Source organism: Rheinheimera sp. MM224, assembly GCF_947090785.1.
GTDB lineage: Bacteria > Pseudomonadota > Gammaproteobacteria > Enterobacterales > Alteromonadaceae > Pararheinheimera.
Genome location: NZ_OX352320.1, coordinates 4,417,234 through 4,441,606 on the forward strand (window position 1 = coordinate 4,417,234; position 24,373 = coordinate 4,441,606).

Below are 24,373 nucleotides of genomic sequence, written 5' to 3' on the forward strand. Positions count from 1 at the left end.
CTTATGAAAAAAATTGCCGCCTTTTTGGCCATCGCACTTTTAACGTCCTGCCATCAGATGCAGCCGTCCTCCTCTGCATCTGTTGTGCAGGCTTTTGATCCGCTGTTGTATGTCGACCCTTTTATTGGCACCGACGGCAAAGGTAAAACCTTTCCAGGCGCTACAGTGCCACATGGTATGGTACAACTCAGTCCGGATAATGGCAGAACAGGCTGGGACTGGATTGCCGGCTATTTTTATCCGGATAAGCTGATTGCTGGTTTTAGTCATACCCATTTATCCGGCACTGGTGCAGGAGATTTATACGACATCTCTTTTATGCCACTGACCAGGCCTTACAAAAAGGTAAAGACTGAAGGTGGCCCGGCCGATGGCACACTGGTCTCGCACTTCAGTCATAAGCAGGAACAAGCTTCTCCTGGTTATTACCAAGTGTATTTAACCGACTATGACATTAACGTCGAGCTGACGGCTGGCGAGCGCAGCGGCTTACAACGTTATAGCTATGCACCAGACACCAACACCGCCATAGTCCGGCTGGATTTAGGCTACAGCCGCAACTGGGATAAAACTACAGAAACCCATTTCAGGCTGATAGACCCCTACACTATTGCGGGCTACCGTAAATCCACAGGTTGGGCCAAAGACCAGAGAGTGTATTTTTACAGCCGCCTTTCTGTGCCTGTGGCGCAACATCAACTGCAGGTTGATGGCAAAACTCTTAATGCAACTGCAGCTTCAGGTCAGGATCTGGCAGTAGAACTGGAATTCTTATTCGCCGATACGCCTTTATCAGCCCCCAAAGAAGTGCGGATCCATACCGCCATTAGCTCAGTCAGTATCGACAATGCGAAAGCCAATCTGGCTGCAGAACCCCATCAACTCGACTTTGAGCAAGTGAAACTGAAGGCTCAACAAGCCTGGCGCACTGAACTGAGCAAAGTTAAAGTTCAGGCCTCCGAAGACAATAAAACCCAGTTTTATACTGCTATGTATCATGCCTCTTTAGCACCGCGACTGTACTCAGATGTGGATGGCCGCTACAAAGGACCTGATGGCCAAATCCATCAGGCAAGCCCTTATCCGCATTACGATTTCTTTTCCTTGTGGGATACCTTCAGAGCCTTACACCCGTGGAATACTTTGATCGATCAGAAACGCAGCACAGAAATGATGCAAAGTATGCTGGACCATTACAAGGTGGCAGGCCGTTTGCCGGTGTGGATTTTTCAGGGCAACGAAACCGATATGATGTTGGGTTACCATTCGGTGCCTGTGCTGGTGGATGCTTATCTGAAAGGTTTAACAGATATACCGGGTGAAGAATTACTGGCGGCAGCTTTGCAAAGCGCCAATCAGGATGAGTTTGGCCTGAAAAGTTATCGCAGCTTAGGTTATGTGCCTTATGCCGAACGTATCTGGAACGTGGCGCTGACACTGGAATATGCCTATGACGATTGGGCTATAGCCCAGTTGGCAAAAGCTTTAGGTAAACAGGATATTTATCAGCAGTTTATCCAAAGGTCGCAAAACTACCGCCACCATTACGACCGACAGAGCGGCTTTATGCGGGCTTTGGATCCACAAGGTGCTTTTCGTGTGCCTTTTGACGCTAACGCCTATCATCCGGAAGATTACTGCGAAGCCAATGCCTGGCAGTACAGCTTTTTTGTACCACACGATGTTGCGGGTATGGTACAGATGATGGGTGGTACAGCGGCAGTCAGCGCTAAACTGGATGCGATGTTCAGCACAGAACAAAGCCAATCTGAACTGCCGGAGTGGATTTCGGGCTACATAGGCCAGTATGTACATGGCAATGAACCCAGTCATCATGTGCCTTATTTATATCAGTATCTGGGCCAGGGCCATAAAACTCAAAAACTGGTGCGGCAGATTATGCAGACTCTGTACACCACAGCACCTGATGGTTTGGCTGGCAACGAAGATGCAGGCCAGATGTCAGCCTGGTATATGTTTAGTGCTTTAGGTTTTTATCCTGTGGATCCTGTGTCTGGTCAGTATGTGCTGGGCAGTCCTGAAGTCGACAGCGCCACTTTGTATCTGGAAAATGGTAAAGAGTTTCATATCAACACGCTGAACCAATCGCCTGAACATATTTATGTGCAATCCGTTCGCCTCAATGGCAAAACCTTGTCCGGTTATACCCTGAGCCATGCTGATATTCTGCAGGGTGGAGAACTGGAATTTGTCATGAGCGCAACGCCATATACAGGACCTCAAGAGCAAAAACTATGAAATCATTTCTGATCAGTCTTTTATTAAGTGTCAGTTGCAGTGCACTGGCAGACAACAGTCAGTATGTGAACCCTTTTATTGGCAGCTCCAACTTCGGCGCTACTCATCCGGGGGCTCAGTATCCAAATGCGCTGGCCTCTGTCTCGCCTTTTAATGTGGCTTTTGGTGACAAACTGAATCCAATCGAAAAAGATGCTGCCTGGAATTCCAGGGTTTATATCGACGAAAACCGTTTCCTGACTGGCTTTAGTCATTTAAATTTAAGTGGCGTCGGCTGCCCTGAAGCAGGCGTGTTATTGCTGATGCCCACTCATGGCAAGTTGCAACTGGACGCCCGCGACTACGGCAGCACTTATTCAGCTTCTGCCGCCAGCCCTGGTTATTACCGCACCAGTCTGGATAAATATAAAATTCAGGCCGAACTGACCAGTACCCTGCGTACAGGCTTAAGTCGTTTTACTTTCCCTAAAGGCGAATCTCATCTGCTGCTGAATTTAGGGCTTGGCCTGACTAATGAAACCGGCGCCAGCCTGAAAATCATCTCTAATCAGGAAGTCGAAGGCAGCCGAATGATTGGTACCTTTTGTTATCACCCTGAAGATGTGCGTCCTGTGTATTTTGTCGCCCGTTTTAGCAAAGCGGCTAAATCTTTTGGTGGTTGGAAAAAGATGCCTACCTACAAAAACGTCGAAGCAGAGTGGATGCAATACCACAACAGCATCAAACCTTATCCGGGTTATCAGCAAGAACTATCAGGCGACGATATAGGGGCCTGGTTTGATTTTGATACCAAAGAGCAGGAAGCTATTGAGGTCAAACTGGGCATTTCTTTTGTCAGTATAGAAAATGCCCGCCAGAACCTGAACGCTGAGCAACCCGGTTTTGCTTTTGAGCAAACCCGGCAAAAAGCCGTTGCGGCCTGGGATCAATTGCTTGATAAAGTGCAGATTGAAGCCAGCGGCCCTGATCAGGCCAACCAAAAAACCATGTTCTACACAGCGTTGTACCATAGCCTGATCCACCCGAATATTATTCAGGACGTCAACGGCGACTACCCCTTGATGGGTCAATCAGCCGCTGGAAAAAGTGGAGTGGGTAATACCGGCGGCAAAAACCGTTACAGCGTCTATTCCTTGTGGGATACCAACAGAAATCTGCACCCGCTGCTGAGCCTGCTGTATCCGGCTTTACAAAACGATATGCTGCAGTCGGCAGTGGCTATGGCTGCTGAATCTGGCTGGCTACCGAAATGGGAGCTGTATGGCATGGAAACTCAGGTGATGGTCGGTGACCCGGCCACCCCTATGATTGCCGACAGTTATTTACGTGGTATCCGCAATTTTGATATCGAAACCGCCTACAAAGCCATGGTGCGGGCGGCAGACCAAGCTGATAACAATCCACTGCGACCAGAAAATAAAGATTATTTAAAGCTGGGGTATGTGCCTGTAGATGACGAAGGCCCTTATGATGGCAGCGTATCCACTAGTCTGGAGTATTATCTGGCCGACTTTAATCTGGCTCAGCTGGCCGGCGCTTTAGGCAAAACTGCCGATCAGCAAAAGTATCTGGCCCGTTCCGGCAACTACCGCACCCTGTTTGACGCAAGCACAGGCATGCTCAGACCTAAAAAACGCAATGGCGAATGGCTGACACCTTATAACCCTGAACTAGGCCGTAACTTTGAACCAGCACCCGGTTATATTGAAGGTAACGCCTGGAACTACCGCTTTTATGTGCCACATGACACGCCGGGGTTAATCCAGCAACTGGGTGGCCAGGACAAGTTTTTACAGCAACTGGAGTTAACCTTCAGCTCAGGCAACTTTGATATGGCCAATGAGCCGGATATCACCTATCCCTTCCTCTATCATTTTGTTGAAAGCCAAAGCTGGCGCAGCAGTCAAAGGGTAAAACAGCTGATTGCACAGCATTACCACAATAGCCCAGGTGGTATACCTGGCAATGACGACACCGGCACTTTATCGGCCTGGCTGGTTTTTTCGATGCTGGGTATTTATCCGTTAAGCCCCGGTGTAATGGATTACGCCGTGTTTGAACCCAGCTTCGATAAAATCACTATTCAGCTGGACCCCACTTATTATCCGGGCAAAACACTGACCATCCATAAACAGCGCTCCAGAGCGGCTGCAGGCCAAAATCCTGTGCTGCAATTCAATGGCAAAGCTCTGACACGACCTTTTATTTCGCATCAGCAGTTGGTGCAAGGTGGCACTTTAGTGCTGCAATAAAACAGCTGACCCGCTCAAAAAGACCAGAGCCACTCCAACTCTGGTCTTTGATTATTTAGCGCACAGAACCTGTTGCCAATAAGTCAGAAGATGTTGAGTTCTGAGTGGTCTGCCGGGCTTTGCCCACCCCAAAACACCAACGCAATAGGCTAACACGGCGTATCAGTTCATAGCCCAGATAACAGCCTGCAACAGTCAACCCCAGCAACAACGGAAACTCTGCAACTGCTGGTATAGCCAGAGGTTTAAGCCAACTGGCAAACAGAATAATTAACGTCTGATGCAAAATATACCAGGGCAATACGGCGTCATTGCAGTACCTTAGCAGCGGGCTATTTGCTTTTGCCAGATAAGCTCCGGCGTAACCCAACATCGCCAGTAACCACACCCAATGATTGATCACCAATACAGTACCAAACAGTGTGTTGTGCAGAGTTTCACTCTTTGTCGGGCCTGAGTAATAGTCAAAAACATCCTGGCGCTCAGCAATAATCAGGCTGTAACACAACAGAGCTAAACCCAGCCACAGCCTTCTATTCAACACCAGTTGTTGCCACCATAAATCCTGTCGCGCCAGTAAAAAACCAGCAATAAATACCAGAAAATATTTGGCATGGTTATACCAGTCATCAACCAAGGCATGAGTACTGGGAAAATCAGCCCGTAAAGTCCACCAGGCCCAAAACATCAAACCGAACACCAGCGCCAACGCATAACGACCCGGCAACTGCTGCAACAAAGAGGATTGCGAAACAAGGTTCAGCAGCGGGTAAAACAACAGCACCAGCAGGCTGTAACACCATAAATACGGGATAAACCAGGCATGGTTCCAGGTCAGTAAACCTATAGGGCTATGATGATCGGGCAATAAGTCGGTGACAGGATTGACATACTGCCACCAGAACTGCAAATAACCCGGTTGGATCAGTTGTTGACTTAAGGCCTCGTAATAGACTTGCGGCACTACGACGACAAACATAGTGAATAACAAAGGGATCAATAACCTTTTGGAACGTAGCCCTAACAGTTTCAATCGACTGATACGCGGCAACACCAGACTCAGCGCCATACCTGCCAGTAAAAATAATAAAGACATACGCCATGGGTTGGTCAAAATCATCAAATCCTGCAGGCCGGTAAAGGTCTGCTCACTTTTAATATGCCAGCCCCAGTCGGTAACATAATACATACCAATGTGGTACAAAATCAGCAATGCAAAAGCAATACTGCGTAACCAGTCGAGTTCATATCGACGCGCGGTTAGTGTTCGTGTCATGCTAAGTCTCCTGTGTGATTTGGCTTAGTCTGTCTGCTGTAAATCCTGGTGCACAGAGCTGAATAGGTTGGTGGTGGAATTGAGGGATAAGAGGTGGCTGGTGGGGACGAACGCTGTGGCTAAAAACTGGTTTGAACTATTTGACCAACACAAGGTGCTATATAGCTATCTGCTCTTTGCTTTGTATTTGCTGATCAACAACAGCATTAACGCCAGTTCGGTATGGATGGAGCACCACAGAGACCCTTTTTCTACTTTGCAATGGTGGGAACCTTTAGTCTGGGAATACAGCAGCGCCATAGGTACTTTGATCCTGACGCCGTTTTTAGTCTGGTTTTTTCACAAAGTGCCACCCCGGTTTAATGCGGTACGCTGGCAGTTATCACTGCATTTTGTCGCCAGTTTGTTGTTTTGTATTGGTCATATCAGCCTGATGGTGGCACTACGTAAACTGGTGTATGGCCTGCTGGGCAGAGGTTATGATTTTGGCCCTTTAGCCCGTGAGTTTTTCTATGAATACCGCAAAGATGTCTGGGGTTATCTGTTTTTGTTTGCCCTGTTTCATATCGCGCAGTTTATCTATCGCCGCTTAAAAGGCGACGCCATGCTGATTGGTGCAGAACAAAACGAAGACACAACAGCCGTCAGCCACAATACCAGCTCACCCGAACATTTTCTGGTGCGTAAACTGGATAAAGAATTTCTGGTGAAAGTGGACGACATCGACTGGCTGGAATCATCCGGTAACTATGTCAATTTACACAGCAAAGGCCGGATTTACCCACTGCGCGCTACCCTTGCTAACACAGTAGAGCTGCTGCAACACAAGGGTTTCAGTCGTATTCACCGCAGTTTAGCCATCAATCATCATGCCATTCACAGTATTAGTTACGACCCCAGTGGTGATGGTGAAATTTTACTCAACAGCGGCGAGCGGCTGAATTTATCCCGGCGTTTTAAAGACGAATTCAGGGCTCGTTTTCAGGGCAAGTTGTAGTAGTTCGTCTGAAAATTTGCTACAAATTGTGTTGTTCTCAAAACAGCTAAGGAAGGTTATGAATTCACTTAAGATAAAAAGCAAAGCCCTGGTATTGATGCTCGGCACTTGTGCGCTATTGCTACAGGGCTGCAGCAGTCCAACGGCCAGCACGTCGCTGGCAAAAGCCACTCCTGTCGGTCAAATCACTGTGGTGCATGCGTTGCCGAAAGCTATTCCGTCTGAAGGCAGCAGTTTTGCAGGCTCACAGTATATTTTTGTCCAGGCGGAAAGTGCGGCGCTGATGTTGAACCCTATTCCTTTTGTCGGCGAACTGGCTGTGGATGCGTACAACAAGTCCACCACCTCACACTACAAAGATGAGTTTATTGGCGTAGACCCTTATCAGATCACTGCAGATCTCAGCAAAAGCAGGCCTCTGTTCAGTGGTGCAGGTAGCGGCAACGGCAAAGCGGCTTCACTATATCCTTATGTGGTGATCCAGGAAGGGGCTGATGATGTTTATCGTATGTCCTTGATATTCCAACTGGAAGAGCCAGGCTGGACAGGCCGTTATTTATACCATTTGCCGACCAAAATCCCGGTGAAGGATATTAAAAAACCATCGCAGGCTGAGCTTGATAAATTCAGAGCTGAACTGACAGCAGGTGCACAAGTTTTGCTTGGATTAATTGAGCGTGATAAAGCAGACCAACTGGAATCCAGCGGCAAAAAGGTCGATGTAGGCAGTTATTACATAGTAGGCAGCAGACTGATAGGTTTAATTTCACCAGACATTATGGTGTTCCCAAACGAAGATCTGGTGGAAGAAACAGCAGACCATGTGATTTTACGTTGCTCAGGTAAACCCACAGACGATGCCCATGCCGGTGGCTTGTTATTTGGTGTGCACTATTTTGCCAAAGATCAGCTACATAGTTACAAAGTGCATTAACGCCATACTGACAGGCTGGGCATTCGCCTGGCCTGTCAGATAAAACTTAACACCAGACTGATAATGACACCTGTCACCAGCAACTGCAGCAAACAATAACCCATGATATCTTTGGCTTTAAGGCCAGCTATCGCCAGAACAGGCAAAGCCCAAAAGGGTTGGATCAGATTAGTCCAGGCATCGCCCCAGGCCACAGCCATGGCAATACGATTCACTTCAGCCCCTAACTCCAAAGCTGCTGGCAACATCACTGGAGCTTGCACCGCCCACTGACCACCACCGGATGGAATAAAAATATTTACTAAACCGGCACTGATAAAAGTCCAGAACGCCAGACTTTCTGCCGTGGCAAAGCTAACAAACCACTGCGATAAAGACTGAGCTAAACCCGACTGCATCATCACCGCCATAATACCGGCATAAAACGGAAACTGAATAATAATGCCAGCTCCACCCTGAATAGCCTGCTGCAGGCTATGCAATAAACGCCTTGGAGTGCCATGCAGCAAAATCGCCAGAAATAAAAACAGGAAGTTCACTATATTCAGATTCAACCCACCAGCTTTGGCAAAGTACTGCAGCAAATAAGCCCCGGCGGCCAAGGCAATGAAAGCTGTAATGACAAAGCTGTTTTCCAGCTTATCGGCAGGGCGCTCTGTGGTTAAATCAGGTTGGGTTTCAGGTGCTAACTTAGCTGGGTCTATATAGACCGAATCTTCAGCTTTAGGCCGCATCAGGTAATTCAGCAAGGGCACAGCAATAAATAAAGCCGCCACCAGCACCAGATTAAATAACGAAAAAATAGTGTCGGATGTTGGAATAATGCCAATCTGAGCTTCCGCAAAATGGCCGGGCGTAGCAATAGTTAAAGGCACTGAACCCGACAGGCCTCCATGCCAAATGACAAAACCTGAATAAGCACTTGCGATCAGTAAGGGGTAATCGACTTGTATCCGCCTCGCCAAAGCTTTAGCAAACAAAGCGCCAACTACTAAACCAAAACCCCAGTTCAGCCAACTCGCAGCTAAAGACACCAGCGTCACCAGCACTATGGCCTGACCTGCAGTGGAAGCTAGCATAGCCAGCCTGTCCAGCAACTTGCTGACTAGCGGAGTACTGGCCAGCATAAAACCTGTCACCAGCACCAACAGCATTTGCATCGAAAAACTCAGTAAACCCCAAAAGCCGTCGCCCCATTGCTGCGCTACAGCCAAAGGACTTTGTTGTTCAAAGACTATGGCTGCGACAAACACCAGCAAACTGAGCAACAACACAAAAATATAAGGGTCAGGCAGGTAACGTTCCACCATTTTAACCAGCGGTTTAGCAACGGCATTCAGCATCTTTTATCCATCATTTTTCTCTGCTTCTGCTGTTACCATAAAGCACTGCGTTTATTCGGGCAATCGGTGTTGTTTATATAAGCCAGTCAGAATGTCATTTGTGATGCAGCCTTTCATATACAACAGCTCTTGTGTTCTGTGCAGCTTATAACTTTGTACTCATTTTTCCGAAGATTGTGGCCATCGACGCTGGATCTATAGTCTGCATATCAATAAGTTTCAGTGACTTCACCATTTTAAGTGTCGTGGTTTTGTATTTAATAAAGTGAGGGGTCTTCAAATGCAATTCGTAAGCCTGACGGCTGGCATAAATTTCCAAAACCCTGATCTGATTTGGCTGTTCTTTTTGAAACATGGGGAAAATAGCAAGCACGCCCGGTTCTAACCTTACTGAAGCTTCGGCTTCTTCCTGCAGGATCTGATTATAGTCCTGCAGATAATCCGGCTCTATTTCAATTTCCGATATTCGCACAATCATCCCTGAGTCAGAAGCCGCAAAGGCATTAGTTGTAAAAACGAACATGGAGACTATACAAAGCATAGTACTAAACGTGGTTTTTAAAAAAAGGCGCATAACTCTAGTCCTCTGTTTCAGAGCTTGTCTGATTTCTGTAGTTGAATATAAGTTGCTTCACATCTTAAGCCTGCAACAAGGATACAACTTGCCTGATCCTGCCTATGTCCTGCCCAATCCTTTTAGGGCATTGCCAGCCGAAGCAATGTACATACACTATGTTTAGTACAATTAGCACACTACGCAACTCAGCGCATCGACTTAGGAAGCAGAACCCATATGACAACAGCAACAGCAGCGGAAGGTAATGAATTCAGCTTGATCCGTGACCATTTGCTGAATGTTTTACGTGAGAAATTAGCCCAAAGCTCACCTTATTCGTCAGCACTGGATGGTCTGCGTTTTTTTCGCTATGAACAGCCCACAATAAAAAGCAGCTACACTCAGGAGCCCAGTATTTGCATTATTCTGCAAGGTGCCAAGCGGGTGTTTTTAGGTCAGGAAGGATACACCTATGACAGCACACACTTTTTAATGAGCGCAGTCGACTTACCTTTTGTCGCCAGTATTGTAGAAGCTACGCCAGAGCAGCCTTATCTGGGCCTTGCATTCAGATTTGACCGGAATTTATTAACTGAATTAGTGCTGGAATTGCAGTTGTCTCCGCGAAAGATGACCGCCAGCAAATCAGCGCCTGGTCTGGGTGTCGCAGAGCTTACTTTGCCTATTCTTTCGGCCATGCGCCGCCTGATCGATTTAGACAACGAGCCTCAAAGTATTCCCACCTTAGGCAACACCTATCAGCGGGAGCTGCTGTACCGGGTTCTGCAAAGCCCATTGGGATACAAATTATGTCAAACAGCACTGACAGATAGCAAAAGCTCACAGGTATCAAAGGCTATAGGCTGGTTAAAAGAAAACTATGCAGCCCCGCTGCGTATTGAGCAGTTGGCCCAATTGGTCGGCATGGGTAGTTCAACCTTACACCATCATTTTAAAACTATGACGGCCATGAGCCCACTGAGTTTTCAGAAATGGTTGCGGCTACACGAAGCACGCCGTCTGATGCTGAGCCAGAACATAGACGTTGCTACCGCCTGTTACACAGTGGGTTATGAGAGTCCTTCACAATTCAGCCGCGAATATTCCAGACAGTTTGGCGCAGCTCCTTCCAAAGATATCCGCAAACTTAAAGCCACTTTTTAACTATTACTGCTCTGCATCCTGACCGCCAGATTTCTGCTCGCTCCTGTCGTTTGGTTAAGGCCTTGTTTACCCAGCCACCACCCTCACCAGATCACCGGTCCGAATCGCATCTGGTGGTGTGCTGATCACCTGATCATCAAGATTCAATCCTGAGACAATTTCAACCTGTGAGCCCTGATCCCGGCCTATAGTGACAGTTTTTAACCTGACAGTATTTGTGGCATCTACAGTTGCTACAGCCGGAGACTGGTCACGGTATAAAATAGCGCTGCCGGGTATATGCACACGACTGCTGTTGTTGCTGCTGAGTGTAAAACTGACCTGCGCGTAAGCACCAGGTAACAAAGCACCATCTTTATTATCAGCCTGTAATTCCACCAGCACTGAACCTGAGACTGGATCGACTGCACCAGCGCTGCGGCTAACCACAGCTTCAAAAGGCCTGTTGTCGTATTCCGGCAACAGCAAAGCAGCTTGCTGGCCAGCAACCATCTGCGGCGAGTCATGTTGTGGCACCCGAACAAAAACCCGCATTTGTGTCGTGTCGGCAATAGTAAATAACGGGGTTGAACTGGCAACACCAGCCACCACAAGTTCGCCTAATTGTGCTGAACGGCTGGTGACCACACCGGCAAAAGGTGCGGTCAAACGGGTAAAACCTTTTAATGCTTCAAGCCGGCGTACATTGGCTAAAGCAGCACTGCTAAAAGCAGTTCGGGCTTGCGCATCGCGTACCCGCTGCTCTGCAGTTTCAGCTGAAATAGCGCCGCTATTGAGTTTCAGCAGTTTGGTCGCTCGTTCTGCCATGCTCTGGGCATTATTTTGCTCCGCCAGTGCTGTACTGTAATCTGCCTTGGCCTGAGCTAACTGATGATCCAGCTCCGGCGCTTCCAACACAGCCAACAACTGACCTTTAGCCACCTTATCGCCTATATCCACCAGCCACTGCTGAATATATCCATTGGTCTGGGCGTAAATAGCAGCACTGTTTAATGGTTCCAGATTACCGGGTAAGACTAGGCTGACAGAAGTATCAGCAGCGGATGGATGCACCACAGAAACTGTTGGAATAGCAGATTGTCCGGCTACGGCCCGCAGCTCTTCAGTGGCACTTTGACGCTGCATAATGCCTGCAGCAGCCAAACCAGCTCCGGTTAAACCCAGTAGCAAGCTGACCAGCACAATGGTGCGTTTTGTCGAACGAGCAGTAGCTTTGCTGCCGCCGGTATTTTGAGTGCTGTGAGTGTTTTGATTAAGCATGGGACAGATTTAACTCCGGATCAAAAGCAGGTTCAGTGGGCTTATCTGGGTGCGCCAGACTAAAAACAACAGGAACAAATAATAAGGTGGCTATGGTGGCAAAAACTAAACCACCGATCACAGCCCGGCCTAAAGGCGCATTTTGCTCGGCACCATCACCCAGGCCAAGCGCCATAGGGATCATGCCGATAATCATGGCCAGGGCTGTCATCATCACAGGGCGGAAACGGGTATAACCAGCCTCCAGCGCGGCTTGTATCGCATTGCCAGTTTCGGCCAGGCGTTCACGGGCAAAACTCACAACCAGAATAGAGTTGGCCGTCGCCATGCCCATACACATAATGGCACCAGTCAGCGCAGGCACAGACAAAGGTGTACCTGTAACAAACAAGATCCAGACAATACCGGCCAAGGCGGCAGGCAAGGCAGAAATAATCACCACCGGGTCTTTCCAGCTTTGGAAGTTGACCACAATCAGCAGGTAAATCAGCACTATGGCGCCCAATAAACCATAACCTAAACCGGAAAAGGCCGTATTCATGGTCTGGTACTGGCCCCGCAACGTCACATTCACACCTACTGCTTTATCTGCTGCAAGTTCAGCAATCGCAGCCTGAATATCTGCAGCTACTGCGCCTAAATCCCGTCCTGAGGTGGCAGCAAAAATATTGATCATCGGTTGAATATTGTATTGCGACAATACTGGCAAAGTGGTGCTGCGGCTAATTTTGGCCACGCCACCTAAATGGTGCAGCTGCGAGGCTCCAGCACCGGATACCGGCACGTTTTCCAGCTCACTGATACTGGACATTAAATACTCTGGTACTTGTGTCACCACAGGATAAGACACGCCTGTAGTCGGGTGAATAAAAAACACCGGAGCTGACTGCGAACTACCTGCAAGAGAACCACCTAAACTGGCCGTAACATCCAAAGCCGTCAGGCCATATTGGCTGATGCGGGAGCGGTCTATATCAATATTCAGTTGAGGTGTCGCATCAGGTTGTTGAATACGGGCATCCACTAAACCAGGTATCGTATTGATGCGGCGTAATAACAACTGAGCATAATCGCGGTTCGCCTGCAGATTCCGGCCTGTAATTTGAATATCAATAGGCGAAGGTGCGCCAAAGTTCAGGATCTGACTGGTGATATCCGCTGGTAAAAACGAAAAACTGGTACCGGGAAACAGTTTAGGCAGTTCAGCCCTAAGCTTTTGCATATGCTGCTGTGTCGGACTATGACCAGGCTTTAAGCTAATCATCATATCGCCGTCCTGCGAGCCGATAGTTCCCGAGTTGTTATAAACCACGTTCACCATACTGGCTGGCAAACCCACGTTATTAATAATGGAATCCAGCTCGGAGGAGGGAATTAAATCACGTACTGCCCGGCCTATCAGCTCAAAACGAGCCGCAGTTTCTTCAATTTTTACGCCTTGTGGCACCCGCACATGCATCAGCATGCGGCCGGAATCGACATCAGGAAAAAAGTTCCGGCCTAAAAAAGGCAACAACACAAAAGACAGCAGCACCAAAGCCATAAAACTGGCTACAAAAGTTTTTCTGCTGCTCATTAAGGCCGCGAGGTTATTACTGTAGCCATTACGCAGCTTTTCAAAACCAGTTTCAAAACCCTGTTGCAGTTTTTTCAGCGGACCCAAAAAACCAGATTTAGCGGCCTGATTACTGTTGTGCTGATGAGGTTTTAATAAATACATCGACATCGTCAGCACTACGGTTAAAGACAACAGAAACGAAGCCACCATCGCAAAGACCACAGCCAGCGCCATAGGCACAAATAAGAAACCTGAAATACCTGGCAGGAAAAACATCGGCACAAAAACTATACAAATACAGAGCAAGGCAACAAAAGACGGCATCACAATTTGCGAGGCCCCCAACATAATAGCTGGTCTTACTGCTTTGCCTTCTTCCAGATGACGGTTGATGTTTTCAATAATAACTGTCGAACCATCCACCAGAATACCTATAGCGATAGCCAGGCCACCCAGGGTCATCGCATTCAGGGTTTGGCCAAAAGCATTCAGCACAGCTATAGCTGCCAGAATAGATAACGGAATGGACATAGCAATAATTAACGTAGAGCGCCATGAGCCTAAAAACAGCAATACCAGTAACGAAATCAAAGCGGCCACTAACACAGCTTCATGGATCACATTTTCAATAGCAGCACGAACAAACACCGACTGATCACCCACAGGCAATACCTTCAGGCTGTCCGGTAAACCAGCAGTAATACGGGGCAAAGCTTGTTTGACACTTTCAACAATATCCAACGTAGACACGGCACCATTTTTCAGTACTGTTAACAGCACTGAGCGGCTGTCTTCCACATGCACTACGTTTTGCTGTGGGCTGCTGCCATCCCGCACTGTGGCCACATCGCGAATATAAACAGTGCCGCCATTCACAACTTTCACCGGAATAGCACTGAAATCCTCCAGACTCTCAGCTGAATTATTTAACTTGACGTTGTACTGACCAGAACCAATTTTCATAGTTCCGGCCGGATTAACCTGATTTTGCGCCGCTATAGCAGCGGTCACATCACGCGCAGCCAGACCATAAGACTGCAAAGCCACAGGGTTTAAATCAATCTGAATTTGCCGCTGTTTACCACCGGAAGGCAGAGGCATGGCGACACCTGGCAAAGTAATTAACTGAGTACGGATTTGCGACATACCCAAATCATTCAGTTGCTGCTCCGTTAAGCCCTCACCCGACATCGCCAGCTGTAAAATTGGCACTGTAGAGGCGTCATAGTTAACGATAAAAGGCGGGTTAGCGCCAGGTGGCATTTGCCGTAACATGGTTTGTGAAATAGCCGTCACTTGAGCATTTGCAGTACGGATATCTACATTCGGCTGAAAAAAGATCTTGATAATGCCCATGCCCGGTAAGGCTTGGGCTTCAATATGTTCAATGTCACTGACAGTGGTGGTTAAAGCACGCTGATACGGAGTGACAATACGGTTAGATACCTCTTCAGGAGCCAAACCTGTGTATTGCCAGGCCACTGCAATCACTGGGATCCGTATCGACGGGAAAATATCTACAGGCATACGCAACGCCGCCAGAATGCCAAAACCTGCAATCAGGATCGCCAGTACAATAAAAGTCAGTGGCTTTTGCAGCGCAATTTTAATCAGACCATTCAAAAGTCGAGCTCCAGATACAGGCCAGTCAGGGTGAAGCTGGCAGTAAAACAGAATTAGCCCTGTCAGAGACAAAAAGCAGGATAAGCAGCGGCAAAGCTGCGCCGGATTGTGCTAAACAATCCAGCGTTGCTGCTAACCCTGTCGCTACGGAATAAAGTCACTACTTTAAGATAAAGCCTGCTGCTGATTCCGGTTTGCCTGATACTGGCGTATCTCTGCCCAAAACTATGATTTTGCCTTTTCAGTCAGTTTTCGACTGTTGTTTATTCCTCAAATCGTTATTCCAACTGCCAGTAAAGCGGCGAGCCATAGACCTCAATAAAATAATCAATCAGCACACGCACATTAAGCGGTGGATGACGCACATGAGGGTAAATAGCAGCTATACACTGTGGCTCGGTTTTAATGGCAGCGTCATAGTCGGGCAATAACCTCACCAACCTGCCTTGTTTCAGGCTGTCGCCAATCAGCCAGTCGGGAAACAACACCAGCCCCATACCTGTCAGCGCTGCTGTATATAAGCTGTCGGCATTGTTGGAGGTTAAAATTGCGTTTACTGGCGAATGCACCCAACTGGCTTGTTTTTCTTTGGCTTGTGCCTCCCTAAAGAGCCATCGATTTGGTCCTGAAGATCCGCGATACACCAAGGCCTGATGCTGAGGAAGATCGGCTGGTGTTTTTGGCTCGCCGTGTTTGTTTATATAGTCAGGAGAAGCCGCCAGATAATAAGTTTGCTTTCCGATAACCCGTGCATGAAAAGAAGAGTCAGTCAAAGCACCAATACGGAAAATCAGGTCGGCCGCTTCACGGTGAGGGTCAATAAAATCGTCTGTTAAACTAAGCTCTATCTGTAACCTGGGGTATCTGTTGTTTAATTCTGCTAACCAGGGCGCTATATGTTTTTGGCCAAAAAATACCGGCGCATTGACCCGAATCACACCGGCTGGCTGCAGTGTTTTGTCTTGTAACTCTTTTTGCGCTGCACTTAACTGCTCAGCCATGGTGCGCGCATAGTCCACAAAAGTCCGCCCCGCTTCTGTTGGGATCACAGCCCTGGTATTGCGATAAAACAATTGTTGACCCAGTGCGTCTTCTAATTGCTGCACAGAACGCGACACCATAGAAGCAGATACTCCTTCCCGTCGCGCCACTATTGAAAAACTCTGTGCATCAAACACGCTGATAAAAAACAGCAGATTTCTGATACTAATTGCATTTAAGTCATTCATTCGTGCAAATCCTGCAAAGGTGATTTCTGGATTATAGCGTTTTTCGCAATCACTCACTGCTATATGCTGCGCCGCTTAAATCAGCCCTGGAGCAGCGGAGAATAGTTATGCAGATGGTGTTATTGCTACTGGTGGTAGCAGGTGGAATGGGATTGTCGGTGGAAGCGGGTTTACTTGGGCCATTGGGGCTTGAAGTGGGTAAGTTATGGGCCACCTTCAGTATTTTTGCTGTGGGTGCTGCCATCACTTTTCTGCTGATGCTGTTTTTTAGCCCACGTAACAGCCCATCTTTTTTCAGCCAGCCGTCATGGCAATTACTCGGCGGCATATTAGGGCCTGTTTATGTGGTTATTCTGACGCTTGCTGCGCCCATTATTGGTATAGCTATGACCATGGTCGGCATTTTGGCCGGTCAGGTATTTAAAAGCCTGATCATTGATCACTATGGCTGGTTTGGTGTGCCGCACCGCAGAATGGATACCAAACGTCTGACCGCTTTGGCTTTTATTGTGATTGCATTGATATTAATGGCCAACAGTTAAGGAAAAACCATGACGATTTTAATGATTATTCTGGCTGTGCTTGCCGGTGCAGTATTAAGTATTCAGGCCGCTATTAATGGCCGTTTGGGCGCTCAGGTGGGTGTATTTCGTTGTGCTTTTCTGACTTTTGCGTTAGGGGCTTTAATCACAGCTTTATTAATTTTCTTCTTTGAACCTAAATACAGTGTCACTTTGCTGGATGTGCCTAAATGGCAATTGCTCGGGGCGCTATTGGGTGTGCCTTACATAGTGATTATGGTGCTGGCGGTGCAACGTATAGGCACAGCTATAGCCACGGTTGCAGTGATTTTTGGCCAGTTAACTATGAGTATGTTAATTGATCATTTTGGCTGGCTGGGCAACAACGCCATGCCACTTTCAGAGCAGCGGCTAGGCGCTATTTTATGTCTGGGTATAGCGCTGTATTTTATCTATAGCAGCGGGAAAAACACCGAAGCTAAGCAAAACGACAAACTAGCGTCCGAATAAACCAGCCAGTGAAACCAATAACAACATCAGCAGCTACTTAGTTTGTAATCAACTGCTGATGAAAACGCTGCGGGTCCTGAATATGTGGCGAATGGCCTAAACCCGCAAAAGTGATTAAATAGACGTTTGGTCTAGCCTTGATGATCACAGGGTCAGGGCTACTCGGGTGCATGAATATAGACAAGCCATCCACTGACTTGTCTACTCCCTCTTATAAAAACGCGATCTGATCAGACTATGCCCGGCACACCACCATCAGTCCCATCCTTTGAACCTTGTACATTGTGATACATACAGGGACTTTTCAGACACTCTGCAGATACTTAGGTTAGGTATTATTTGCTCGTTGTCTTTGACAGTAGTCAAGGCAACTAATAATCAACCTTATACAGAAACTACAGAGAGAACATTTTATGAGTACTGTTAAATCACTGAATAACCGCGCTCTTCTTATCGGCGTTGCTCTTACCGGACTGACTTTAGGTCAGCAGGCGTTTGCTGTTGAAGCACTGCCTCAGGGTTATCAACTTAGTACTTTTCATGCCGGAGTTGAAGGTAAATGTGGCGAAGGTAAATGTGGCGGCACAGAACCTAAAACTGCAGAGGGTAAATGTGGCGAAGGCCAGTGTGGTGATGCGAAGTTCAATGCCGTCGATACAGATGATGATGCAAGAGTTTCTCTGGCAGAATTTCTTGTTGTCGCACCGAAAAATAAGGCTGTTTTTGACAAAAAAGATACGAATAAAGACGGCTATATCGACGAGCGCGAATCCTACTTAAGCGTCAAAGCAGCCTATAACGAAAACGGTAAAGCATTGCCTACCGGGTTATTTTCGACAGAATATTAAGTAACTTTTACAGCCCCAACATCAGGTTGGGGCTGATTGAAAAACTAAAGGTGAAATTGCCGCAGCTTCACTATTTAATAGGTTGAAGCTGTGTTTTATTTTTACTTCGTCTGGTCAGAGCTTCAATAGCTGTTATCCATTGAAGTTTCGCTCTAAGCTATGTGCAGTTTTAGTTAGCCGACCGTTCATCAAACTGGCTGGCTAATGAACCCAGGATAAGCTAACACTCAATATCACGAGTTCAGGTTATTTCGGTATTTCATATAAAATAAGTGTATCTCCTACACTAAGGGCAGTCATGGAACAGGTTGAGCATATTCTGGTTGTTGACGACGACAGAGAAATCCGTGAATTGGTGGGCAACTACCTGACAAAAAATGGCATGAGGGTCAGTTTGGCCGCAGATGGCCGGCAAATGCGGGCTTTTCTTGAAGCCAATACGGTCGATTTGATTGTGCTCGATATTATGATGCCGGGTGACGATGGCCTGCGCCTATGCCGTGAATTGCGAGTCAGCAAACACAAAGCAATTCCCATAGTGCTGCTCACTGCCCGCAGTGACGAAACCGACCGCATCATAGGGTTGGAAATGGGCGCTGACGATTACCTGACTAAACCTTTTTCTGCCCGTGAGTTGCTGGCGCGTATTAACGCAGTACTGCGACGCACCCGCATGTTACCACCGAATCTGCAGATCACTGAAAGCAGCCGTTTAATCGGCTTTGGTGACTGGCGACTGGATACCAGCGCCCGGCATTTGCTGGATGATACAGGCACAGTGGTTTCTTTAAGTGGCGCTGAATACAGATTGCTTCGGGTCTTTCTGGACCATCCACAACGGGTGCTGAGCCGTGAACAACTTCTGAACCTGACTCAAGGCCGTGAAGCTGATATTTTCGACCGTTCGATAGATTTGCTGGTCAGTCGTTTGCGCCAGCGCCTGCGTGATGATGCCCGCGAAGCGGCTTGTATAAAAACAGTGCGCAACGAAGGTTATGTGTTTACTTTGCCGCTGCAACTGCTTGAGCCAGGCTCTTGATCATGAAGCTGCGTTTGCCTCAAAGTCTGGCCGCCCGTCTGGCCTTAATCTTATTAGTTGGCCTGGTACTGGCTTATGGTTTGTCATTCAGCTCGCAGTTTTACGAGCGCTACCAGACTGGCCGTAACGTGATGCTGAATAATTTATCCACAGATGTCAGTACTGCTGTGGCGCTGCTGGACAGGTTACCTGCTGAAGAAAGAGCGGGCTGGTTACCGTTAGTGGAAAGGCGCAACTATCGTTATCTGCTGGACCAGCCCATCCTTGGCGAACCTATGGATATGAAGCAGCCCCCAATGGCAGCTCTGACTATTGCGCAGACCGTCGCCAAACGATTCGAACCTGTATTTCAGACCATGCCAGGGAAAAGACCCCATTTCCAGGTGCATATGACCTTGAGTGACGGCAAATCACTAACGCTCGATGTAACACCTGGCGCTATACCTGTTGCTCAATGGTTGCCACTAGTGCTTATTCTGCAGTTGCTGGTGTTGCTGGGTTGTACCTGGCTGGCTGTGCATATGGCCATTCGGCCTTTAACCCGTCTGGCGCAGGCTGTAGATCAGCTGGATCCGGATGCGCCCAGCCCGGATCTGGATGAGAAGGGCCCCAGCGAAGTGGTGTACGCAGCCCGTGCTTTTAATACGTTGCAAAGCCGTATTGCTACTTTTCTGAAAGAGCGGATGCAACTGCTGGCCGCTATTTCTCACGATTTGCAAACCCCTATCACCCGGATGAAACTGCGGGTGGAGCAAATGGATGGCTCGCTGGAAAAAGACAAGTTATGGAGTGATCTAAGTGAAATGCAGCATCTGGTGCGGGAAGGTGTGGCCTATGCCCGCAGCATGGACAGTGCTGCAGAGCCAGAATGCCGTATAGACCTGGATGCCTTTCTCGATAGTTTAGTTTGTGATTATCAGGACAGCGGTCAGGCCGTCAGTCTTAATGGCAGTACAGCAGCAGTGATCAATACCAGACCTCATGCATTGCGCCGTATCCTGACTAATCTGACAGATAACGCGCTGAAATTTGGCGGCAGTGCCGAATTTAAAGTGCAAACCACAAAGTCCGGCATCCAGCTGCAGGTACTGGATAACGGGCCTGGTATACCTGAAGCCGAACTGGAACAAGTGCTGCAACCTTTTTATCGTGTCGAAAGTTCACGTAACAGAGAGACAGGTGGCACAGGACTGGGGCTGGCTATAGCACAACAACTCAGTCAGGCACTGGGCGGGCGCCTGAGCTTAAATAACCGCGCTGAAGGTGGCTTATGTGTCACTGTTGAATTACCTCGCTGATGTAACAAGCCCGGATACACAGAGATACAAAAGGCCTAATCGCCGACATATTGGGGATACAGCAAACACAGAGAATGGACAGCGAAGCAGCGACTGCATTCCGCATGGCGCGCTTAATCTGAAGGATCCTGTCCATGACTTATACCAACTCCGGGTCCGGCCTGCGTGGCTGGACTTTATTTGCGCTGCTGTCTTTAGCTGTGTTGTTGTTTGCAACCAGTACCATGCTGTGGCACACCGAATTAGTGGATGCATTACGCAGCGCTATTCGTGTGACAGCACGCACCTCCTTTACGTTATTCCTGTTGACCTTTTTAGCCTCTTCGCTCGCTATTCTGGTGCCAAATCAGGGCACCAAAGCACTCCTTCGGGAAAGACGCTTTCTAGGCTTGTCCTTTGCCTTTTCACATCTGGTGCACGGCATTCTGATCCTGATTTACGCCAATATGTTTCCTGAAACCTTCTGGAATGGCCGCACTGCAGCCGCCAATATTCCTGGTTCTATCGGTTATCTGTTTATTTTGTTGCTGACGGTCACCTCCTTCCCTGTGATGGTCCGACTGCTGGGTAGCAGCCTTTGGAAACTTCTGCACTCGACCGGCACCTGGGTCATAGCCGCTATTTTCTGTCTGTCGTTTTATAAACGTATTCCGATGCATCCATGGTATCTGATTGGTTTTAGCATCATGGTGTCGGCCATTGTGTTAAAACTCACAGCAAAAGTAGCAGTCAGTGCCCGCAAAAAGTCGAAAGCCGGAGTGGTTTGATGAATCACTCCTTGCTCAAAATGGCGTCGACTCAGTTAAATACATTAGGTCTATGGCTGGCCGATATCCCACTGCGGCTGTTTCTGGCCTGGGAGTTTTTTGATGCAGGTATCGAGAAATGGAATGGCGAAAACTGGTTTGCTCAAATCCAGTCGAATTTTCCGATGCCGTTTAATCTGTTACCGGTCAACCTGAACTGGCAGTTGTCGATGTGGGCAGAGTTAATTGCCCCAGTTTTGATACTGCTTGGTTTTGGTACCCGTCTGGCCAGCCTCGTGCTTATCGTACTGACGATAGTGGCGACCGCTGCGGTGCACTGGCCAGCAGAATGGTCCACCTTGTCAGAGCTGGCGATGGGCTATTCCATCAGCAATAAAGGCTATGGCAACTACAAGTTACCGTTGATTTATATGGTGGGGTTATTTTTCCTGCTGCTTAAAGGCTCAGGCCAGTTAAGCATGGATGCGTTGCTGCGTAAGCGCAGTTGATATAATACTGTTGTATTGATAGGACCAGGGCTGAATAAACTTCAGCCCTTTTTTATTGCCTCTATTTCAGCCCAAATAAAAGGCCCCGCTATGGGGCCTTGGCATAACAGTATCTGTATAAAAAGGACGAGAGCGCTCTAGCCAGAAATTACACCCTGCAAAAACAATTGCTCAAGCAGTGCCTGACCTGAAGGTAAAACGGCATCCAGTGTCACACCCATACTCTCTGCCAACGCAGCAAGGTGCTGTCGCCCCGTCCACTGCTGTTGCTGCACAGATGCCAGCACAGCATAAGCCAGAGGGGCCAGGCGAGAGAAATACACTTTATGGTCGTCTTTGCGCTGCGCCAGCAATAAGGTTGGCTCTGACAAGGGGTTCTTCGGCAGATGACCAGGTCCTATATCACAGACCGGCCACTGATAAGCTAAAGGCCAGGCCAACTCAGAGAGGACAAGCACAGTATCCAGCACGCCAGCCGATGGATGAACAACAGGTGGTTGTGCATTACTGAGCAACAATACACTCTCAACGCGCTCGTAGTGTGCAAGCTCACTTAGCCACTGTGGTAACTTCAGACCGTCACTTGCACCTTGCTCCAGATAGAGTACAAATTCAGAGGCAAGTTCGGTGAATAACGGCGTTTGGCAGCGGTAATGGGCATAAAAATCCTGCACTAATCGATGCCAGTCGGCAGAACCCAGACTGGCACACAACACCGGAAAACCTGAAGCCAACATCGATTCGATATTGCCATAAAACAAGCGGCGGTAAATCGCCAGACGCCGCGGTTCCATTCCTTCTGGCGGAGCAGAACCGGCAGGATCTCGCACATAGTGCGCCAGACAAAGCAATTGCTGCTCTAAAGTCTTATCCATGGCGGACTCCCTGCTGTTGCAACTGGCGTATCTGTGACACTTCCCCCAATAACTCCGACAAAGGCGGAAAGTTAAAGTCCCGCTCCAGCAGCGATGGCACAGCGCCAAAACGCTGATAAGCCTGCCGCAGTAAACTCCAGACATCGTTTTTTACAGGCGCGCCATGAGTGTCTATCTTCAAATCAGCCGCTTCGTCATAGTGACCCGCCACATGCATATAAACCACCCGATCAGCCGGAAGAGCCGCCAGATAGGCCGCAGCGTCATAGTTATGATTGATGGAATTCACGTATAAATTGTTAACATCCAACAGCAAATCACAATCGGCTTCGCTCATCACTGCTTTTAAGAAATCAATTTCAGCCAAGGCCTGAAAAGGCGCGCCATAATAAGAGATATTCTCCACCGCAATACGTCGCCCAAGCACCTCCTGCACCTGACGGATACGCGCCGCCACATGCAACACCGCTTCGTCCGTAAAAGGCAGAGGCAATAAATCGTATAAGTGGCCTTCATCGGAGCAATAGCTCAGATGCTCACTGAACAGAGGCACCTGATAACGGTCGAGAAAAGCACGGGTGCGTTGCAACAGCTGCATATCCAGTGGCGCAGGGCCTCCTAACGACAAGGACAAGCCATGACAGCTCAGTGGAAAACGCTCCGCAAGGCTCATCAGTTGCAGGCCATAAGCACCACCGACATCTATCCAATTCTCCGGCGCACATTCAAGAAAATCAACCGCATGGGTATCCATGGTCAGTAATTCAGGCAACAAGCCCCGGCGTAAACCCAGGCCAGCACCTTGTATAGCAGGAACTCTAGTCATTTGTTCTCTCCTCAAATAAAAAAGCCCCCGACAGCACAAGCATGGCGGAGACAGTTCGCAGAACAACGGCTGAATTAGTTGGTCTGATTCAGGCTGGTAAACAAGCCTTTTGGCACCGCTTTGCCATTGCTCTCATACACAGTTTTCAGGTAGTTGTAGGCTTCCAGTTCAGAGATAAAGCCATCTTTATCGGTATCAATGGTATTGAAATCGCTGGCGCGGGTTGGCGCTACGGCGATGAATTCTTTACGAGAAACCAGAGCGTCACCATCGGTATCTGTACTTGCAAAAGAGGCATCACCACATTTACCTTCGCCACACTTCCCTTCAGTTGCTGCTACTTTCGTGTTGCTTTCTGCTGCACCACATTTACCTTCGCCACATTTACCTTCACCCACTTTAACCAAAGTCGTCAGTTGGTAACCTTGAGGTAAAGAGTCCATTGCAAAGGCAGCTGAGCTCAGATTTAAACCACCGACTAACGCAACGGCCATAAATCCTAAACGAGTTGTTTTTAACGATTGATTACGAGACATGTTGTTTCTCCAGATAGGTAACGCGGCATGTCCGCGTGCTGATGCCATGATGGCTTGTTGCCAAACAAACTCTATTTGTTCGGGTAGAGCTATTAAGCCCTACGCTTGTATCCGCAACGTATCGGGAGCAACTGAATTTGTATCACTCTGTATCTGTAAGGCTTGCTGCTACAAAACATTACACCTGAGCCTGATCAAGACATATCTACAGCAT

At 48.1% G+C, this 24,373-nt stretch carries 21 protein-coding genes; 12 read left to right on the forward strand and 9 right to left on the reverse strand.

What is annotated here, in order from left to right:
- Nucleotides 1-3 precede the first annotated feature (3 nt).
- The gene (locus OM978_RS20520) at nucleotides 4-2,259 is read left to right on the forward strand and encodes a GH92 family glycosyl hydrolase (RefSeq protein WP_264344279.1); all 2,256 of its coding nucleotides are present in this window, start codon (nucleotides 4-6) and stop codon (nucleotides 2,257-2,259) included.
- On the forward strand, nucleotides 2,256-4,511 hold the full coding sequence (locus tag OM978_RS20525) for a GH92 family glycosyl hydrolase (protein WP_264344280.1): 2,256 nt from the start codon (nucleotides 2,256-2,258) through the stop codon (nucleotides 4,509-4,511). Before OM978_RS20520 ends, OM978_RS20525 begins: the two co-directional genes overlap by 4 nt.
- A gap of 55 nt (nucleotides 4,512-4,566) precedes the next feature.
- Here OM978_RS20525 and OM978_RS20530 read toward each other — a convergent pair whose 3' ends face one another.
- On the reverse strand, nucleotides 4,567-5,787 hold the full coding sequence (locus tag OM978_RS20530) for an acyltransferase family protein (protein ID WP_264344281.1): 1,221 nt from the start codon (nucleotides 5,785-5,787) through the stop codon (nucleotides 4,567-4,569).
- A 115-nt stretch (nucleotides 5,788-5,902) separates the two neighbouring features.
- On the opposite strand from OM978_RS20530, the gene OM978_RS20535 reads away from it, so the two are divergent.
- Nucleotides 5,903-6,784 carry a LytR/AlgR family response regulator transcription factor gene (locus tag OM978_RS20535; protein ID WP_264344282.1) on the forward strand — a complete coding sequence of 294 codons (882 nt, stop codon included), beginning with the start codon at nucleotides 5,903-5,905 and terminating at the stop codon, nucleotides 6,782-6,784.
- 58 nt (nucleotides 6,785-6,842) lie between these two features.
- Nucleotides 6,843-7,718, forward strand: a complete 876-nt coding sequence (locus tag OM978_RS20540) for a hypothetical protein (RefSeq protein ID WP_264344283.1) — start codon at nucleotides 6,843-6,845, stop codon at nucleotides 7,716-7,718.
- Nucleotides 7,719-7,753: 35 nt separating this feature from the next.
- On the opposite strand, the gene OM978_RS20545 is transcribed toward OM978_RS20540, so the two are convergent.
- Entirely contained in the window at nucleotides 7,754-9,061 is a 1,308-nt protein-coding gene (locus OM978_RS20545) for a short-chain fatty acid transporter (protein WP_264344284.1), read from the reverse strand.
- A gap of 145 nt (nucleotides 9,062-9,206) precedes the next feature.
- Nucleotides 9,207-9,635 carry a putative quinol monooxygenase gene (locus tag OM978_RS20550; RefSeq protein ID WP_264344285.1) on the reverse strand — a complete coding sequence of 143 codons (429 nt, stop codon included), beginning with the start codon at nucleotides 9,633-9,635 and terminating at the stop codon, nucleotides 9,207-9,209.
- Nucleotides 9,636-9,854: 219 nt separating this feature from the next.
- Here OM978_RS20550 and OM978_RS20555 point away from each other — a divergent pair, with 219 nt between their 5' ends.
- A complete protein-coding gene (locus OM978_RS20555) occupies nucleotides 9,855-10,781 on the forward strand; it encodes an AraC family transcriptional regulator (RefSeq protein ID WP_264344286.1) in 927 nt (308 codons plus the stop codon).
- Between the two features lie 66 nt (nucleotides 10,782-10,847).
- Here OM978_RS20555 and OM978_RS20560 read toward each other — a convergent pair whose 3' ends face one another.
- From OM978_RS20560 to OM978_RS20570, 3 genes are all read right to left on the reverse strand, one after another.
- Nucleotides 10,848-12,041 carry an efflux RND transporter periplasmic adaptor subunit gene (locus OM978_RS20560; RefSeq protein WP_264344287.1) on the reverse strand — a complete coding sequence of 398 codons (1,194 nt, stop codon included), beginning with the start codon at nucleotides 12,039-12,041 and terminating at the stop codon, nucleotides 10,848-10,850.
- Nucleotides 12,034-15,222 carry an efflux RND transporter permease subunit gene (locus tag OM978_RS20565; RefSeq protein ID WP_264344288.1) on the reverse strand — a complete coding sequence of 1,063 codons (3,189 nt, stop codon included), beginning with the start codon at nucleotides 15,220-15,222 and terminating at the stop codon, nucleotides 12,034-12,036. Before OM978_RS20565 ends, OM978_RS20560 begins: the two co-directional genes overlap by 8 nt.
- Before the next feature lie 278 nt (nucleotides 15,223-15,500).
- Nucleotides 15,501-16,451, reverse strand: coding sequence for a LysR family transcriptional regulator (locus tag OM978_RS20570; protein WP_264344289.1), 951 nt, complete (start codon nucleotides 16,449-16,451; stop codon nucleotides 15,501-15,503).
- Nucleotides 16,452-16,558: 107 nt separating this feature from the next.
- Between OM978_RS20570 and OM978_RS20575 the strand changes: the two genes are divergently transcribed.
- From OM978_RS20575 to OM978_RS20605, 7 genes are all read left to right on the forward strand, one after another.
- Entirely contained in the window at nucleotides 16,559-16,993 is a 435-nt protein-coding gene (locus OM978_RS20575; protein ID WP_264344290.1) for a DMT family transporter, read from the forward strand.
- 9 nt (nucleotides 16,994-17,002) lie between these two features.
- The gene (locus OM978_RS20580) at nucleotides 17,003-17,482 is read left to right on the forward strand and encodes a DMT family transporter (RefSeq protein ID WP_264344291.1); all 480 of its coding nucleotides are present in this window, start codon (nucleotides 17,003-17,005) and stop codon (nucleotides 17,480-17,482) included.
- A 413-nt stretch (nucleotides 17,483-17,895) separates the two neighbouring features.
- Complete coding sequence (locus OM978_RS20585; RefSeq protein WP_264344292.1) at nucleotides 17,896-18,330, forward strand: hypothetical protein; 435 nt, start codon at nucleotides 17,896-17,898, stop codon at nucleotides 18,328-18,330.
- Nucleotides 18,331-18,628: 298 nt separating this feature from the next.
- Nucleotides 18,629-19,369: a response regulator gene (locus OM978_RS20590; protein ID WP_264344293.1), complete on the forward strand. Its 741-nt coding sequence runs from the start codon at nucleotides 18,629-18,631 to the stop codon at nucleotides 19,367-19,369.
- 2 nt (nucleotides 19,370-19,371) lie between these two features.
- The gene (locus tag OM978_RS20595; RefSeq protein WP_264344294.1) at nucleotides 19,372-20,667 is read left to right on the forward strand and encodes an ATP-binding protein; all 1,296 of its coding nucleotides are present in this window, start codon (nucleotides 19,372-19,374) and stop codon (nucleotides 20,665-20,667) included.
- A gap of 134 nt (nucleotides 20,668-20,801) precedes the next feature.
- Complete coding sequence (locus tag OM978_RS20600; RefSeq protein ID WP_264344295.1) at nucleotides 20,802-21,434, forward strand: hypothetical protein; 633 nt, start codon at nucleotides 20,802-20,804, stop codon at nucleotides 21,432-21,434.
- Complete coding sequence (locus OM978_RS20605) at nucleotides 21,434-21,922, forward strand: DoxX family protein (protein WP_264344296.1); 489 nt, start codon at nucleotides 21,434-21,436, stop codon at nucleotides 21,920-21,922. The genes OM978_RS20600 and OM978_RS20605 overlap by 1 nt, the downstream gene beginning before the upstream one ends.
- A 137-nt stretch (nucleotides 21,923-22,059) precedes the next feature.
- Here the strand turns inward: OM978_RS20605 and OM978_RS20610 are convergent, their stop codons facing one another.
- From OM978_RS20610 to OM978_RS20620, 3 genes are all read right to left on the reverse strand, one after another.
- On the reverse strand, nucleotides 22,060-22,797 hold the full coding sequence (locus OM978_RS20610) for a DUF2063 domain-containing protein (protein ID WP_264344297.1): 738 nt from the start codon (nucleotides 22,795-22,797) through the stop codon (nucleotides 22,060-22,062).
- Nucleotides 22,790-23,623, reverse strand: coding sequence for a DUF692 domain-containing protein (locus OM978_RS20615; protein WP_264344298.1), 834 nt, complete (start codon nucleotides 23,621-23,623; stop codon nucleotides 22,790-22,792). The genes OM978_RS20610 and OM978_RS20615 overlap by 8 nt, the downstream gene beginning before the upstream one ends.
- Nucleotides 23,624-23,697: 74 nt before the next feature.
- Nucleotides 23,698-24,159, reverse strand: coding sequence for a hypothetical protein (locus tag OM978_RS20620; protein WP_264344299.1), 462 nt, complete (start codon nucleotides 24,157-24,159; stop codon nucleotides 23,698-23,700).
- Nucleotides 24,160-24,373 lie beyond the last annotated feature (214 nt).